Here is a 14,280-nt window from a genome sequence, read left to right as displayed (position 1 = left end):
CATGCGAGGAATGAAACCAACGGATCGACAGCCCGGATGCGCGGCGTGAGCGCGAGGCGCGAGGCGCGAGGGGGCCCGACATCACGGTCGACGCCTCGACCGCCAGAGGGGCCCGGACCCATCCCCTACAACGTGGGGATGCTCAGTCCTTCGACAAGGCCGCAGATCGTGGAACCCTGTCGACCACGTCGAGAGTTGGGGCGGAAGCCTCCCTCGCCTGTCGCGGCGGCACGACTTACATGCCTGACATGAAGACGATGCGCCCAAGCCCCGGTAACGCCATGCGCCTCTGTTCGATTCTGGCTTCGTCTTGCCTGACTGGCTTACTGATGGCGCAGACTCCAGCCCGCGCCGAATCGACCTCCAGCTGGGTCGATCCTCCGGCGAAGTCGGAGGCCAAGGACACGCAGGCTTCCACGAAGCAGGAACGGACGCCGTCGCAGACGGCCAACCGGCCTTCGGCCCAGCATGCACATCGCGTCGTCGAGCACCGCCATCGTGATGTGACACGTCGCTACGGTCACCGGCCCACAACGCCGCCGTCCGAGATCGACACAACCCCCGATCCACGCTTCACCGATTGGGCGGGACAGGCGCAGAGACTGACGAGCGACTATCTCGACAGCGTCTCCGCCCGGAACGATGCGATGCTCGCATCCGCTCCTCGCTTCTACGGCAACCACGTGCGCTTCCACGGCCGGTCCATGAGTCTCGCCGCGCTGATGGCCGACAAGCGGCGCTTCGTCCAACGTTGGCCTGAGCGGCGCTACAAGCCGCAGAGTGGCGCGATGCGCACGACGTGCAGCGCAGCCAGCGCGACTTGCGTCGTGCATACGATCTTCGGCTTTCAGGCCGAGAATCCGGCCCGAGGTGCCCGGTCGCAGGGCTTGTCGGAACTCACGCTGGCCGTCAGCTTCGCGGGTGAGCACCCGGTGATCGTCTCGGAGACGAGTCGAGTGCTGCGCCGCGGCAGACTTGCTTTCGATTCGGCCGAGCGCGGGGGTGGGGCCTGACCGGGGCCTCTGGAGACGATGACGGAATGACGGCCGACGCTGCCGACACGGTGCAAGACGAGGTGAAACGCATGGGCGATGGTCCGTCGCCGAAGCGTGGTCCTACCCCGGATGACGACGAACGGCTCCGTGGCCTGATCCGAACGGAACTCGAGCGCCAGCACGCCATGCCGTTGGCCCGGCGCACCCTGGAACTGCTCGCCGAGGCCGAGCTGGAACCGACGTCGGAGGAACCCGGCTACCGGGTAATCGACCGCAACGGAGAGACGCGCCTTCTTCGAGACAGTGATGCCGGCGCGGAAGACGGCGGTGACGTCACGGCGCCGATGACCCTGCGCGGTCTCGTTGCCGAACTGCGCGAGCGCCATCCCGACCTGTTCGCGACACCGCCTGAGCCTGAAACGGTCGACACCGTTCCGCCTCCACCGCCCGAGCCACCGCACGACACGCTAGCCGACGTCAAAGCCGCCGGCGCGCGCTTCGTCGAGACGCAGTCGGCCCTGGCGAAAACCTTGGCGACGAACTCGGCCGAACGTGGCCGCACGTTTGCCACCGCGGCAAGTGGACGGTTCGAGTCCTGGCGCCGCCAACTCGGCGAACGCTTCAAGGCAAGGCCAGAGCCGGCCCCAGCGGCGACCGCGACGAGCGAGGTGGCCAAGCCCAAGTCACCGGATTTCATCCCGACCATTCCTCCTGCCGAACCGAACACCAAGGGCGGGCTCGCCCAGCGTGGACGCGCCGCTCTAACGGCGATCGACTGGCAAGCCTTCGACCTCCACCGCCTCGCCTTTATCGGCCTCGCTGCCGCCACCGTGCTCGTGATCGGAGTGGTGGTGATGATGACCTTGCAGCGCGGTGATGGCAGGTCGACGCCCACTCCGCAGACAGCGGAGAACCGCACCGAGCCCAAGGACGAGCCGAAGCCGGCGACAGACGCTCCCAAACCCTCTGCAGAAGACCCGAAACCTGCAGCGGATGCGGCGAAGCCGATTCCCGAGACGCGGAACGATCCAGCCTCGCGTCCCCCGGAGCCTGCCCCCGAGGATGCCGAAGCCGCACCGGTCGACGAACCACCTCGTAAGCCCAACGACCTCGCCGGCGTGCCCCAGGTGATCGACACTGCAACGCTGAAAGTTGCAGGCAAGGTCATCCATCTGTTCGGCGTCGAATGGGTGCGCGGCGGTCAGGCGGACGAACTGACCAAGTATATCCGCGGCCGCTCGATAACATGCCGGCCGGCACAGGGCTCGAGCGCATTCCTCTGCACGATCGAGGGACGCGATCTCTCGGAGGTCGTGCTTTTTAACGGTGGCGGCCGAGCTTCCTCCGAAGCCTCCCCCGACCTCGTCGCCGCCGAGGACCATGCCCGAACCGAACGGCTCGGGGTTTGGAAGCGGTAGCGACCCCTCGATCGCCCGCTCGACAATATCTGCAGGAAGTCCCGTCTCGATTTAGCGGAGATTAACCAAAACAGCGCTCAATGGCGGTCAGTTAAGGTTGATGTTTCCCTGACGGAGGAGTTGGCCGGTTCAGCCAGCGTATTCGCTCGATCGAGCGATGCGTGGCCGAACGGTCTCCGCGCGGGATACGCGTATCCGAGTACCGCCCGCATGATCGACGACGCGTATTCGTCCGTTCGCTTTGCTCGCCGTCCCCGCCGCCGTCGCCGGTTTCGCGCCGACCTGCTGGCCATGACTGCCGCCGCAGCGATCATCGTCGGGGCTCTGCCTCGGTTCTCCGCCAAGCCCGAAGCGACCCAGGCGCCGAACCCAGCCGAGCCGGAAGCGATGACCTCGCAGGCCGTCGCCCCTTCTCCTGAGCGCAATGCCTGGCTGTTCGATCCGACACCGGCGCTAGGCAGCCGCGTCCAGAACATGCGCCAAGTTGCGACCCTGACCTCTGCTTTCGAGCCTGTCGCCAAGGCCATCGTGCCGAAGCCCGCGGTCGTCGCGGCCGTGTCCGAGCAGGCGAAAGCCCCGCGCCAACAGCCGCAAGTGCAGCAGACCGCCTTAGTCACGCCGACGGCGGCTCCGCAGACCGTGCCGCTGCCGGTCCGCCGACCCTCCGACTTGATGGCTGTGCCGACGCCGGCCGTCGCTCGTCTCGCCGAGCGCTCGGTGATACCGCGCAGCCGCTCCGTTGCGCAGCAGCAGCAGAACGAGGAAGCCGATCGCTCCTTCTTCGATACCGTCTTCGGCGCGAAACCCGGAGCCGAGCAGCAGCAAGCGCTTGCTTATGCCGGCGTCGACGCGAACAGCCTGGGTACCAGCTCACGCCGCGCCTCCCCTGCCCCGCAGGCCGGTGGCGGAACGGCGGTCTACGACATCAGTGCCGGCCGTGTGACGCTGCCGAGCGGCGAGGTGCTGGAGGCTCATTCCGGCCTCGGCTCCAGCTTCGACAACCCGCATGACGTTCACCGCCGCATGCGTGGCTCGACCCCACCCGGCACCTATGACCTCACCCAGCGCGAGGCGCTGTTTCATGGCGTGCGTGCGCTGCGCCTGAACCCGGTCGGTGGTGCGAGTTCGATCTACAACCGCAACGGCCTGCTCACACATACCTACATGCTCGGTCCGACAGGCGCGTCGAACGGCTGCATCTCGTTCCGCAACTACCCGCGCTTCCTCGCTGCCTATCTCAACGGCGAAGTCCGCCGTGTCGTGGTGGTGGCGGGCTACAAGGGCGACAGGACACCGAGCTTCGCAAGCCGGCTGTTCGGAGCCAGCGCCTCGGCGGAGTGACAGCGAATCCCGGCCTCCGCCACTCTATGCGGTGGCATTGCCGGCTCTGGCCTCGGAACCGTGCAGGTTCGGCAGAAGCACCGTCAGGATGCCGAGCCCCGGAAGGAACGAGCAGAGCGAGAAGACGAAGGAGATTCCCTTCCAGTCCGCCAGCGTTCCGAGCATCGCTGCGGCGATCCCGCCGATGCCGAAGATGAAGCCAAAGAACAGGCCCGAGACCATGCCCACCCGGCCGGGCATCAACTCCTGGCCGTAGACCACGATGGCCGGGAAGGCCGAGGAGATCACGAAGCCGATCGCGACGCTGAGCGCGATCGTCGACGCCAGCCCGGCATGAGGCAGCGCCACCGAGAAGGGCAGGACACCGAGAATCGAGACCCAGATCACGAGCTTGCGGCCGACTCTGTCGCCGATAGGACCGCCGGCGATCGTCCCGGCCGCGACGGCGGCGAAGAACACGAACTGGCAGATCTGCGCCGACTTCGTCGAGAGGCCGAACCGCTCGATCAGGTAGAAGGTGTAGTAGCTCGTGAAGCACGCCAGATAGATGTACTTCGAGAACAGGAGCGCGATCAGGACGGCCATGGCCTTCGTGACCTGTCCGCGCGACAAAGTGGGGTGACGCGCGGGAGCCTTGCCCGCGGAGCGGTTCGTGCGGACGTTGGTACGGTACCAGTGTCCCAGCCCGCTTAGGATGACGATGCCGCCGATCGCGGCGAGCGCGAACCATGCAAGTCCGCTCTGCCCGCGCGGCAGCACCACGAAGGCGGCAGCAAGCGGCCCGAGCGCCGAGCCGAAATTGCCGCCGACCTGGAACAGCGACTGAGCCAGCCCGTGCGATCCGCCCGAGGCCAGCCGGGCGATGCGCGAGGATTCCGGATGGAAGATCGACGAGCCGATGCCCAGCAGCATGCCGCCGACGAGCAGCAATGCGTAGCTCGGCGCAAAGGCGAGCGTCAGCAATCCCGCCATCGATGAGGCCATGCCGAAGGGCAGCGAGTACGGCATTGGTCGCCGATCGGTGAAGTGCCCGATGAAGGGCTGCAGGATCGACGCAGTCATCTGATAGACGAAGGTCAGGCATCCGACCTGCGCGAAGCTGAGATCGAAGCTCCCCTGCAGGATTGGATAGACGGCCGGTAGTAGCGCCTGCAGCATGTCGTTCAGCAGATGGCAGACGCTCGCCGCCAACAGCACGGGAAAGACCGTCCTCGCGCGGCTGGGTGCGAGGGACACGGCGGCAACGGACACGGCTGACCTCTGATCTCGTCTCTCGCCCCGCCTTTTGCGGCGGGCACGGGGGCAGGGTAGGAAGCCCGGGTACGGCCTGCCACCACAGTTGGGCCTATTTCATACGCGAGTGGGCCAGCGTGCCGCATCTGCCGATCGACGCAGTCGATCACATCTCTCGTCCCATCATCGCGCTCGGACGGATCTACGCGGACGGGCACGTCATCGATCTTCACAAACATCGGCGCGGCCAGCTGATCTCAAGTGCCACGGGCGTCCTCGTGCTCGCGACGCCCGAGGGCCGATGGGTGATGCCACCTCAACGCGGCATGTGGATCCCGCCTGCCGTGGAGCACCGAGTGCACACCGTGGGAGCGGTGAGCGTGCAGAGCCTCTATCTCGAGCCGGATTCGGTTCCGGACATGCCCAAACATTGTCAGGTCGTCGGGATTTCACCGTTCATGCGCGCCTTGATGACCGAGGCCCTGAATCTGCCGCTCGAATACGAACTGACTGGCCGCTCGGGCGCGTTGATGGAGCTGATCGGGCACGAGATGCGGCGGCTGCCGAGCCTGCCGCTGTCGCTGCCCTACCCGGCGCACGGAGCGCTGGCGGCGCGCTGCCGACTTTTCGTCCAGCGGCCGGGCATCCATGAGACGATCGACGATTGGAGCCGGGCGCTCGGGATGAGCCGGCGCGGCTTCACGCGGCTTTTTCGGCGCGAAACCGGGCTGAGCTTTGTCGCCTGGCGGCAGCAGGCCTGCCTGCTCAGCACGATGCCCCGGCTCGCTGCGGGCGAGGCGGTGACCACGGTGGCGATGGACCTTGGCTACGAGAACCCCGCTGCGTTCACGATCATGTTCAAGCGGGCTTTCGGGCACTCCCCGCTGGCCTATCTGGGGCTGAGGAACACGGCGCCGTCCACCGTTCGCCGCGAGGCTTGAGGCAAGCCTGCTGCTGTCGACTGACGCTGCCCGTCGGGGGCTCGGTTCTCAGATAGGTACTCTTGAACGATCGGCAGAGCACGCGGATAAGTCCAGCAAACGACATAGCCGTTCGAAGACGGCACAAAACGATTGTGAGCGGGGCGATGCAGAGTACCGAGAACCTGCTGCCGGGCATACCGGCCTTCGATAGCCCGTTTTTTGATCGCCCGGGCTTCGGTCATCAGATCAGGCCCGAAAATCTGGCGATCGCCGAGGCACTGCGTGAGACGGGATACGCTGTCATCGATTTTCCCGATCCGGATTTCACCGAACGCGCCGCTTCGATTCGAAACGCTCTCAACGATACGTTCGACTGGGCGGAATGGCGCGACCGCGGCGGCTTCGAGCGAAACGAGGGACTGCGCGTACAGGACGCGTGGAGAACGAACTCGGACGTCAAGGCGATCGCCATGAATCCGGCGATTCTCGCCCTCCTCTCCGACCTGTACGGGCGCAGGGCCAAGCCATTTCAGACGCTAAACTTCCCGGTCGGCACCCAACAACGCGTACATTCCGACGAAAGCCACTTCGCATCGATGCCCGCAAAGTTCATGTGCGGGGTATGGGTCGCGCTGGAAGATATCGATAGCGATGCTGGCCCGCTCTTCTACTATCCAGGCACGCAAAACTGGCCGAGCTTCCAAAACGAGCATTTCGGCGTCACGGCCCATGGCGGAGGAAGCACCGCGAAATACGGTTTGGTCTGGGATGCACTCCTCGCGGCTCATCAGAGCAAGCCTGAGCGCTTTCTGGCTCGCAAGGGACAGGCACTGATCTGGGTATCGAGCATTCTCCATGGCGGCGACCGTCAGTTGGACAAGGCGAAGACGCGCTGGTCGCAGGTCACACACTACTTCTTCGAGGATTGCGCGTATTACACGCCATTCCACACGGACCCCTTCCACGGCAGTATCCAGTACCGTCAGCCGACCGACATCGGCACTGGCGAGCCGATGACCAACGTCGTTGGCGGACGCTCAGTGGATCCGCGCTTCGTCGAAGAGGCGGCAGGGCGGGCCAGGCAGATGCGCGAGGGTCAGTCGCTCGTGTTCGAGGATCGGATTGCTGCACTGGAAGCCAAGCTCCAGGAACAGATCGACCGCAACGAGCGCCTGAAATCTTCCCTTTCCTGGCGCATCACGGCGCCGCTTCGACGGATCGGCCGCTCGTAGCTACTGCACGCGCTGCACCAGCAGCTTGTCGATGCGCCGGCCATCCATGTCGATCACTTCGAGGCGCCAGCCCTGGGCCTCGATGGCATCTCCCTCGGCTGGGATGTGGCCGAGTTCGACGATAACGAAGCCGGCCAGCGTGGAGAATTCGCCCGAGCGCGGTCTTTCCGAGAAGCCGAGACGGTCGAAGGCTTCGCCGGCCGGCATCATGCCGTCCATGAGCAGTGAGCCGTCCTCGCGCTCGATCACCATGGCTTCTTCGCCAGGCTCCGGAATCTCGCCGGCCATGGCTTCGAGGAGGTCGGTCTGGGTAACGATGCCCTCCAGGCTGCCGTATTCGTCGACGACGATCGCCATGCGCACCGGCTTGGTGCGGAACGCTTCCAGAACCTTGAGGATGGCGAGCCCCTCGTGCACGACGATCGGCTCGCGCATCGCCGCCTCCACCTTAAGTGGGCGGCCGTCGAGGAACTGATCGAGTAGGTCCTGCTTCCTCAGCACGCCAACCACGTCGTCGATCTGGCCGCGGCTCACCACGATCTGCTCATGGCGGCACTCGCGGATCGCCTTGACGATGTCTTCTTGCTCGTCGTCGAGATCGACCCAGTCGACCTCGTTCCTTGGCGTCACGATCTCACGAATGCGCCGGTCGCCGAGCGCCAGGATGCGGGCGACCGCGTCCTCCTGCGCCTCGTGCAGGAAGCCGGCCTCCTGGCTGGCGGTGACGAGAAGGCTCAGCTCGGCCGGCGAGGGCAGGTTCTCTTCTCCCGATCCCGGTTGCAGGCCCATCAGCCGCAATACGCCGTTGCCGAGCCCGTTGAGAAACATGATCGCAGGCCGAAAAATCAGCAGGAACAGCGAGAGCGGTCGAACGATCGCCAGCGCCGTGCGCTCGCTGCGCTGAAGCGCCAGGCTTTTCGGCGCCAGCTCGCCGAGCACGATGTGCAGCGCGGTGATCACGACGAAGGCGATGGCTACCGCGAGCGTATGCGCGCCTATGCCGGCGAATTTCTCGGGCAGCCAAGCGAAGAGGGGTTCGATCAGGTGGGCGAGCGCCGGCTCGCCGACCCAGCCGAGCGCCAGCGAGGAGATGGTGATACCGAGCTGCGTTGCGGCGAGATGAGCGTCGAGCCGGTCGGTCGCCCGCTGCAAGGCGGCTGCGTTCAGTCGCCTCTCGTTGACGAGTTCCGCCACGCGGGAGCGCCGCACGGCGACGAGGGAAAACTCCGCCGCGACGAAGAAGCCGTTGGCGAGAACAAGTGCTAGGACCGCCAGCAGCCCGAGCCCCGTAGACCAGCCGTCGCTGAAAATCGCGCCCTCCGGGGCATTCCACCGCGTGAGCGCGGCCTTCGCCGCTTAGAGCAGGCTGCGAAAAAGTGGAAACGGTTTGCGTGGTGACGGAAATGGGCCAAGGGGCACGTTCGCATTCCAGTCCGCGAGATCGCGAGGCGATCGACCAGATGATCCAGCTCAATTCGCCCCGGAGAAGCGATAGGTCAGGCCGGCGGTGACGAGCTGACCTTCGGTGCGGAACACGGCGTTGGCGGTATGACCGAGCTGCCCGATACCGCCGGGCCCGAAATACGGACCCATCCCATTCACGGTGACGGTGCGATTTCCGAGATCGTAGCGCAGATATTCTAGCTTGAAGGCGAGTTGGCCCGGCATCAGGCCGCCCGGCGCCATCCATTCGATTCCGCCGCCATAGACGTATCCGGTCTCGATGCCGCTGTGGCTGCCGCCGTCGTAGATTCCGGTATAGGCGCTGCCGGCGAGCGTGGTCCTGGCAGAGAGCCCGACACGGCCGTAGGCGAGACCACCCGTGCCGTAGACCAGTAACGGGCCGATCCCGTAGCCGAGTCGGCCGCGCGCGGTGCCGAGGAAGTCCAGCGATTGGTGTGCGGCGAGGCTGACGTCGTTACCGCCGAAGGCAAAGGCGGCCGTACGGTCGCGTTTCTGGTCCGTGTAGAGCGCATCCGCCACCAGACCCGCCACGAGACCGGAGCCCGGCACCGGCTGCAGATCGTAGCCGATGCCGCCTCTCAACACGAAGGAGCTCGACGGCATGGTGACGCGGCCAACCCCTCCGATATCGATCAGAGCCTGTTCCAGGGGATTGGTGCCGGTGGTTCTGAGAGGTTGACTGCCGGTGTGGGTGTAGCCGGCGTCGAGATCGAGGTGGAACCCCGTCCAATCCGGGGCCGGTGCCGCAGGCGGCAGATCCATCATCGGCGGGAGAGACGAGCGCAAAGGCAAGTCGGCCGCCCAAGCTTGCCCGAGAGCTGGCACGAGCGCCAGGGTGAGCCCGAACCTGGCGGCCGAGCGTGGGAATGACGACGTCGCCATGCCTGGATTGTGCAGCGCTACGCTTAACGTAGGTTTACCGGCTGACGAAGCCGGCCACCGACCCGATGGCGAGATATTTCGACAGGTCCGATCGGGTCCGACGGCGCATTCGATGCAGCGCGTTTCTAAGCGCTCCAGTCGATATGCGGGCCGGCGCACATGTCGGGCATCATCGTGAACGGGATCCGCACCATTTGTCGTAAAAGCGTTTTTAACCAACCGGCTCCAGGATCGCTCTGAGGACGCAGCTGTTGGCGTCGCGCGGGGAGTGGTTCCATGGCCAAGATCCAGCTCGATGCGAGGACCGAATTGCCGCCGCAAAGCGCCGACATCCCGCCTCTCAGCGCCGGGATTCGCCGCCACCTCGGCAAGACCCTCCGCTCTCACTACGCTGCCACCCTCACCGAACCGGTCAGCGAGCGGCTCGAGGCGCTGCTCGCCAAGTTGCAGACGTCGCCGCGCTGATCTTCATATCCGGGCAGGAAAGACAAAGGCCGCCACGATCCAGAGATCGGGCGGCCCTCTTTTTATCGGACGGAAGATCGAAGGTGCGAAGCGGCGAGCCTCCCGCCGCGACGTGAGCGCGGGAAACTCAGTCGAAGGCTACAGCGACGAGGGAAAAGAGCCCGGCGAGGGCCAGGTTTCCGGCGAGAACGAGGGCGATCACCGTCATGGGGGTCTCGAACGCTTTGGGTGAGAATCGGGAGCGGGGTGTGTAGCGGGTTGGGCGGCGGCTTGCTGCCACGCTTGGGCATCACGAGGCCCGAAACCGGCACTGGATTCGGGTGCGATGCAACAAGGTCACGGTGCCCGTCGCGCACGGACCACACTGGCCCGCGAAACCTTGCCCCAAGCTGAATTTTTCAAAATGCCGGCGCGATTCGCCGCGAAATCGTTACAATCCCGTCAACGCTTATCTCCAGCGGCAGCGACTCGCGCCGCGGAGGGCTTTCGGCCATGATCTCGGTCAGCGAAGTGGTTCTCACTGCAGCGAGTTTTCTGGGGATCGGCACGACGCCGCTCTCCGGATCGCGCTCCCCCGATCCAGCGATCGAGAGCGTGTTCGAGGTCGATCCCGTGCCCTCCCCGTACCTGCTCTCGCAGGGCGAGGCCTATTTCGAAGCGGTGGCGGAAGAGCTGCGCAAGACCGGCTACCTCGACGGCTGACGCGGTTTCGACGCTCTAGCCGTCCCTGCCGCAAACCTCCTGCACGAAGTCCAGGAAAGCACGCAGCTTCGCCGGTGCGTGCTTTCGCGAGGGCGTGAACGCGTAGAGGGGGAAGCGTTCGTCGGCCCAGTCGGCCAACACCGGCACGAGGCGGCCGCTCTCCAGCCAGGGCTTGAGCCCGAGCGCGAAGCTCTGGAACAGGCCGAGGCCGGCCTCGCAGGCGGCCAGCGCCGCGGAGGGATCGTCGGTGACGGTGCGGCCGCTCACCTTCGGAGAGATCACTTCGCCGGCGCGCTGGAATTCCCAGGGGAAAGGCCGGCCGGTCTGCGGATCGCGAAAGAGCAGGGCCTCGTGGGCAGCCATCTCCGACGGATGGTGCAGTTCTCCCCGCCGCGCGAGATAGGCCGGCGCCGCGCAGGTCACGACCCGCGTCTCCAGCAGCTTGCGGGCGATGAGGCTCGACGGCTCCGGCTCGCCGAAGCGGATCGCCACGTCGACGCCGCCGGCCATCATCTCCTCCAGATGGTTGGTGACGACGAGATCGAGCGAGAGCAGCGGATGCCGCTCCATCAGCTCGGGCAGGCGAGGGGCCAACACGACGCGGGCGAACCAGGGATCGGCATTGACCTTCAGGCGTCCCCTGACGGTCCGGCCGCTCTCGGCGAGCCCGGCGGCGGCATCCGTGATCGCGCCGAGCAGCGGCAGCACCTCGGCATGGAAGCGCTCGCCCTCCTCGGTGAGCGTGACCGCACGGGGCGTCCGGTGGAACAGCCTGGATCCGAGCCTCTCCTCCAGCCGTGCCACGGCACGGCTCACCCCGGAGGGCGTCAGCCGTAGGGAGTCCGCCGCCTGCGTGAAGCCGCCCTGCTCCACCACGGCGACCATGACGCCGATCCCGGAGAGCAGCCGCGCATCGAAATCCATCGATGAGTCCTAGTCATCATAGAGCGGACGAGGATGCGCTGGCAGCATCTCCCTGTCGAGCAGAGACTGTACTCACCACAGAGGAGACGAGACATGACCTTGAGTGATACAGACGTGGTGATCCTCGGCGGATCGTCCGGCATCGGCCTCGCCGTGGCGCAGGCGACGGCCGGCGAGGGCGCCCGCGTGACGATTGCCTCCAGCAGCCAGACCCGGCTCGATGCCGCGCTCGCGATGCTGCCGGTGTGGTCGCAGGGACGGGTCCTCGACGTGTCGAAGGCGTCCGCCGTCGAAGCCTTCTTCGAGGAGACCGGCGCGATCGATCACCTCGTCTACACGGCAGCCGAGAACCTGCGGCTGATGCCGCTCGACGGCATGGACATCGCCGCGGCACGCAGCTTCTTCGAGTTGCGCTACTGGGGCGCCCTCACCGCCGCGAAGGCCGCGCGCCGCCACCTGCGAACCACCGGCTCCATCGTGCTCACTTCGGGGACGGCCGGGGCGCGGCCGGGCTCGGGTTGGGGCATCGCGGCGAGCATCTGCGGCGCGATGGAAGGCCTGACCCGGGCGCTGGCCGTCGAACTCGCCCCGCTGCGCGTCAACGTCGTCGCCCCGGGCGTGGTGAGGACGCCGCTCTGGGACGGCATGGATGCGGCCTCCCGCGACGCCTTCTACGCCGCCGAGTCGAAGCGCCTGCCCGTGGGGCATGTCGGCGAGGCCGAGGAGATCGCCCAGGCCTACACCTACCTGATGCGCCAGACCTACGTGTCCGGCCAGGTGCTGCACGTCGATGGCGGCGGCCTGCTCGCCTGAGCGGCGTGGACTGGGTTCCCCTCCCCCTTGCGGGGAGGGGCCAGGGGTGGGGGTGGTTCAGGATAGAGCGCTGCGATGCCTCCTGCACCACCCCCACCTCCAACTCCTCCCCGCAAGGGGGAGGAGAGCCGATGGCTTCTATGGGCAACGATGCGTGGCCGAAGGGCAGGGTGGCTCCCGCGCCACTTCCGCCTGCCCGGCCCATGCCGTAAGTCCGCGCGAAATCCCCCAAGATTCCGCGGACGGCATGATACGCCTCGACAAGATCGGCAAGCAGAACGGCCGGCAGATCGTCTTCATCGAAGCCTCGGCCGCCCTGCAGAAGGGCGAGAAAGCCGGGCTCGTCGGGCCGAACGGCGCCGGCAAGACCACGCTGTTCCGCCTGCTCACCGGGCAGGAGGAGCCCGACGAGGGCCAGGTCGCGGCCGAGCGCGGCACCACGATCGGCTATTTCAGCCAGGATGTCGGCGAGATGTCCGGCCGCTCGGTCGTCTCTGAGGTGATGGCCGGCGCTGGCGCGGTGAGCGACGTCGCGGCGGAGCTGAAGCTCGTCGAGGCCAATCTCGCCGATCCCGACAAGGCCGACGAGATGGAGGCCGTGATAGAGCGCTACGGCGAGATCCAGTCGCGCTTCGAGGAGCTCGGCGGCTATGCGCTGGAGGGTAAGGCCTACGAGGTGCTCTCCGGGCTCGGCTTCTCCCAGGAGATGATGGACGGTGACGTCGGCAAGCTCTCGGGCGGCTGGAAGATGCGCGTGGCGCTCGCCCGCATCCTGCTGATGAACCCCGACGTGATGCTGCTCGACGAGCCGTCGAACCATCTCGATCTCGAAAGCCTGATCTGGCTCGAAGACTTCCTCAAGAACTACGACGGCGCCCTGCTGATGACCTCGCACGACCGCGAGTTCATGAACCGCATCGTCGGCAAGGTCATCGAGATCGATGGCGGCCAGCTCACCACCTATTCCGGCGACTATGCCTTCTACGAGCAGCAGCGCGCCCTGAACGAGAGCCAGCAGCAGGCACAGTTCGAGCGCCAGCAGGCGATGCTGGCGAAGGAGATCAAGTTCATCGAGCGGTTCAAGGCCCGCGCCAGCCACGCGGCACAGGTCCAAAGCCGTGTGAAGAAGCTCGACAAGATCGAGCGGGTCGAGCCGCCCAAGCGCCGGCAGAGCGTCGCCTTCGAGTTCCAGACGGCGCCGCGCTCCGGCGACGACGTCGCCATGCTCAAGAACGTGCACAAAAGCTACGGCAACCGGACGATCTACGAGGGGCTCGACTTCTCGATCCGGCGCAAGGAACGCTGGTGCATCATGGGCGTCAACGGCGCCGGCAAGTCGACGCTGCTGAAGCTCGTCACCGGCACCGCCGAGCCCGATTCCGGCACGGTGACGGTCGGCGGCAGCGTGAAGCTCGGCTACTTCGCCCAGCACGCCATGGACCTGCTCGACGGCGACCTCACCATCTTCGAGGACCTGGAGTCGAGCTTCCCGCAGGCCGGGCAGGGGTCGCTGCGCGCGCTCGCCGGCGCCTTCGGCTTCTCGGGCGACGACGTCGAGAAGCGTTGCCGCGTGCTGTCCGGCGGCGAGAAGGCCCGGCTGGTCATGGCCAAGATGCTTTACGATCCGCCGAATTTTCTGGTGCTCGACGAGCCGACCAACCACCTCGACATCGCCACCAAAGAGATGCTGATCACGGCGCTCTCGAACTACGAGGGCACCATGCTCTTCGTGAGCCACGACCGGCACTTCCTCGCCGCACTTTCGAACCGCCTCCTGGAGCTGACGCCAGAAGGCATCCAACAATATGGCGGTGGGTATACGGAGTACGTTGCGCGCACGGGCCAAGAGGCGCCGGGTTTGCGGAGTTGAGCTGCGCATTGTGAGGGA

13 protein-coding genes are annotated in these 14,280 nt (G+C 66.1%); 9 read left to right on the top strand and 4 right to left on the bottom strand.

Translation table 11 applies throughout. The features are described 5' to 3' along the window. Positions 1–329 precede the first annotated feature (329 nt). From HCU64_RS05340 to HCU64_RS05330, 3 genes are all read left to right on the top strand, one after another. Positions 330–1,013, top strand: coding sequence for a hypothetical protein (locus HCU64_RS05340; protein ID WP_233382705.1), 684 nt, complete (start codon positions 330–332; stop codon positions 1,011–1,013). A gap of 26 nt (positions 1,014–1,039) precedes the next feature. Beyond that, the gene (locus HCU64_RS05335) at positions 1,040–2,413 is read left to right on the top strand and encodes a thermonuclease family protein (RefSeq protein WP_233382704.1); all 1,374 of its coding nucleotides are present in this window, start codon (positions 1,040–1,042) and stop codon (positions 2,411–2,413) included. 210 nt (positions 2,414–2,623) lie between these two features. Then, a complete protein-coding gene (locus tag HCU64_RS05330; protein WP_233382703.1) occupies positions 2,624–3,754 on the top strand; it encodes a DUF2778 domain-containing protein in 1,131 nt (376 codons plus the stop codon). Positions 3,755–3,778: 24 nt separating this feature from the next. Here the strand turns inward: HCU64_RS05330 and HCU64_RS05325 are convergent, their stop codons facing one another. After that, positions 3,779–5,005, bottom strand: a complete 1,227-nt coding sequence (locus HCU64_RS05325; RefSeq protein WP_233382702.1) for an MFS transporter — start codon at positions 5,003–5,005, stop codon at positions 3,779–3,781. Positions 5,006–5,124: 119 nt separating this feature from the next. On the opposite strand from HCU64_RS05325, the gene HCU64_RS05320 reads away from it, so the two are divergent. Continuing rightward, entirely contained in the window at positions 5,125–5,928 is an 804-nt protein-coding gene (locus tag HCU64_RS05320; protein ID WP_233382701.1) for an AraC family transcriptional regulator, read from the top strand. A 146-nt stretch (positions 5,929–6,074) separates the two neighbouring features. Beyond that, positions 6,075–7,142, top strand: coding sequence for a phytanoyl-CoA dioxygenase family protein (locus tag HCU64_RS05315; RefSeq protein ID WP_233382700.1), 1,068 nt, complete (start codon positions 6,075–6,077; stop codon positions 7,140–7,142). Here the strand turns inward: HCU64_RS05315 and HCU64_RS05310 are convergent, their stop codons facing one another. Both HCU64_RS05310 and HCU64_RS05305 read right to left on the bottom strand, forming a co-directional pair. Then, positions 7,143–8,453, bottom strand: a complete 1,311-nt coding sequence (locus tag HCU64_RS05310; RefSeq protein ID WP_233382938.1) for a hemolysin family protein — start codon at positions 8,451–8,453, stop codon at positions 7,143–7,145. A 159-nt stretch (positions 8,454–8,612) separates the two neighbouring features. After that, positions 8,613–9,488 (bottom strand): outer membrane protein, encoded by an 876-nt coding sequence (locus tag HCU64_RS05305; protein ID WP_233382699.1) that lies wholly within the window; start codon positions 9,486–9,488, stop codon positions 8,613–8,615. 276 nt (positions 9,489–9,764) lie between these two features. On the opposite strand from HCU64_RS05305, the gene HCU64_RS05300 reads away from it, so the two are divergent. Beyond that, positions 9,765–9,953 carry a hypothetical protein gene (locus HCU64_RS05300; protein WP_233382698.1) on the top strand — a complete coding sequence of 63 codons (189 nt, stop codon included), beginning with the start codon at positions 9,765–9,767 and terminating at the stop codon, positions 9,951–9,953. A 492-nt stretch (positions 9,954–10,445) separates the two neighbouring features. After that, positions 10,446–10,655 (top strand): hypothetical protein, encoded by a 210-nt coding sequence (locus tag HCU64_RS05295; protein WP_233382697.1) that lies wholly within the window; start codon positions 10,446–10,448, stop codon positions 10,653–10,655. Between the two features lie 15 nt (positions 10,656–10,670). Here the strand turns inward: HCU64_RS05295 and HCU64_RS05290 are convergent, their stop codons facing one another. Continuing rightward, the gene (locus tag HCU64_RS05290) at positions 10,671–11,579 is read right to left on the bottom strand and encodes a LysR family transcriptional regulator (protein WP_233382696.1); all 909 of its coding nucleotides are present in this window, start codon (positions 11,577–11,579) and stop codon (positions 10,671–10,673) included. A 93-nt stretch (positions 11,580–11,672) separates the two neighbouring features. On the opposite strand from HCU64_RS05290, the gene HCU64_RS05285 reads away from it, so the two are divergent. Both HCU64_RS05285 and HCU64_RS05280 read left to right on the top strand, forming a co-directional pair. Next, complete coding sequence (locus HCU64_RS05285; protein ID WP_233382695.1) at positions 11,673–12,392, top strand: SDR family oxidoreductase; 720 nt, start codon at positions 11,673–11,675, stop codon at positions 12,390–12,392. A gap of 247 nt (positions 12,393–12,639) precedes the next feature. Further along, a complete protein-coding gene (locus tag HCU64_RS05280; RefSeq protein WP_233382694.1) occupies positions 12,640–14,262 on the top strand; it encodes an ABC-F family ATP-binding cassette domain-containing protein in 1,623 nt (540 codons plus the stop codon). The last annotated feature ends 18 nt before the right edge of the window (positions 14,263–14,280 follow it).

The sequence above is a fragment of the Methylobacterium sp. C25 genome (genome assembly GCF_021352225.1).
GTDB lineage: Bacteria > Pseudomonadota > Alphaproteobacteria > Rhizobiales > Beijerinckiaceae > Methylobacterium.
This window is presented reverse-complemented; position numbering and strand designations above follow the sequence as displayed.

What these genes read in the sequence shown, in the direction of transcription:
- HCU64_RS05335 (WP_233382704.1), top strand. Translation starts at nt 1,040, where the DNA reads ATGACGGCCGACGCTGCCGACACGGTGCAAGACGAGGTGAAACGCATG.
- HCU64_RS05280 (WP_233382694.1), top strand. Translation starts at nt 12,640, where the DNA reads ATGATACGCCTCGACAAGATCGGCAAGCAGAACGGCCGGCAGATCGTC.
- HCU64_RS05300 (WP_233382698.1), top strand. Translation starts at nt 9,765, where the DNA reads ATGGCCAAGATCCAGCTCGATGCGAGGACCGAATTGCCGCCGCAAAGC.
- HCU64_RS05330 (WP_233382703.1), top strand. Translation starts at nt 2,624, where the DNA reads ATGATCGACGACGCGTATTCGTCCGTTCGCTTTGCTCGCCGTCCCCGC.
- HCU64_RS05340 (WP_233382705.1), top strand. Translation starts at nt 330, where the DNA reads ATGGCGCAGACTCCAGCCCGCGCCGAATCGACCTCCAGCTGGGTCGAT.
- HCU64_RS05290 (WP_233382696.1), bottom strand. Translation starts at nt 11,579, where the DNA reads ATGGATTTCGATGCGCGGCTGCTCTCCGGGATCGGCGTCATGGTCGCC.
- HCU64_RS05285 (WP_233382695.1), top strand. Translation starts at nt 11,673, where the DNA reads ATGACCTTGAGTGATACAGACGTGGTGATCCTCGGCGGATCGTCCGGC.
- HCU64_RS05295 (WP_233382697.1), top strand. Translation starts at nt 10,446, where the DNA reads ATGATCTCGGTCAGCGAAGTGGTTCTCACTGCAGCGAGTTTTCTGGGG.
- HCU64_RS05305 (WP_233382699.1), bottom strand. Translation starts at nt 9,488, where the DNA reads ATGGCGACGTCGTCATTCCCACGCTCGGCCGCCAGGTTCGGGCTCACC.
- HCU64_RS05315 (WP_233382700.1), top strand. Translation starts at nt 6,075, where the DNA reads ATGCAGAGTACCGAGAACCTGCTGCCGGGCATACCGGCCTTCGATAGC.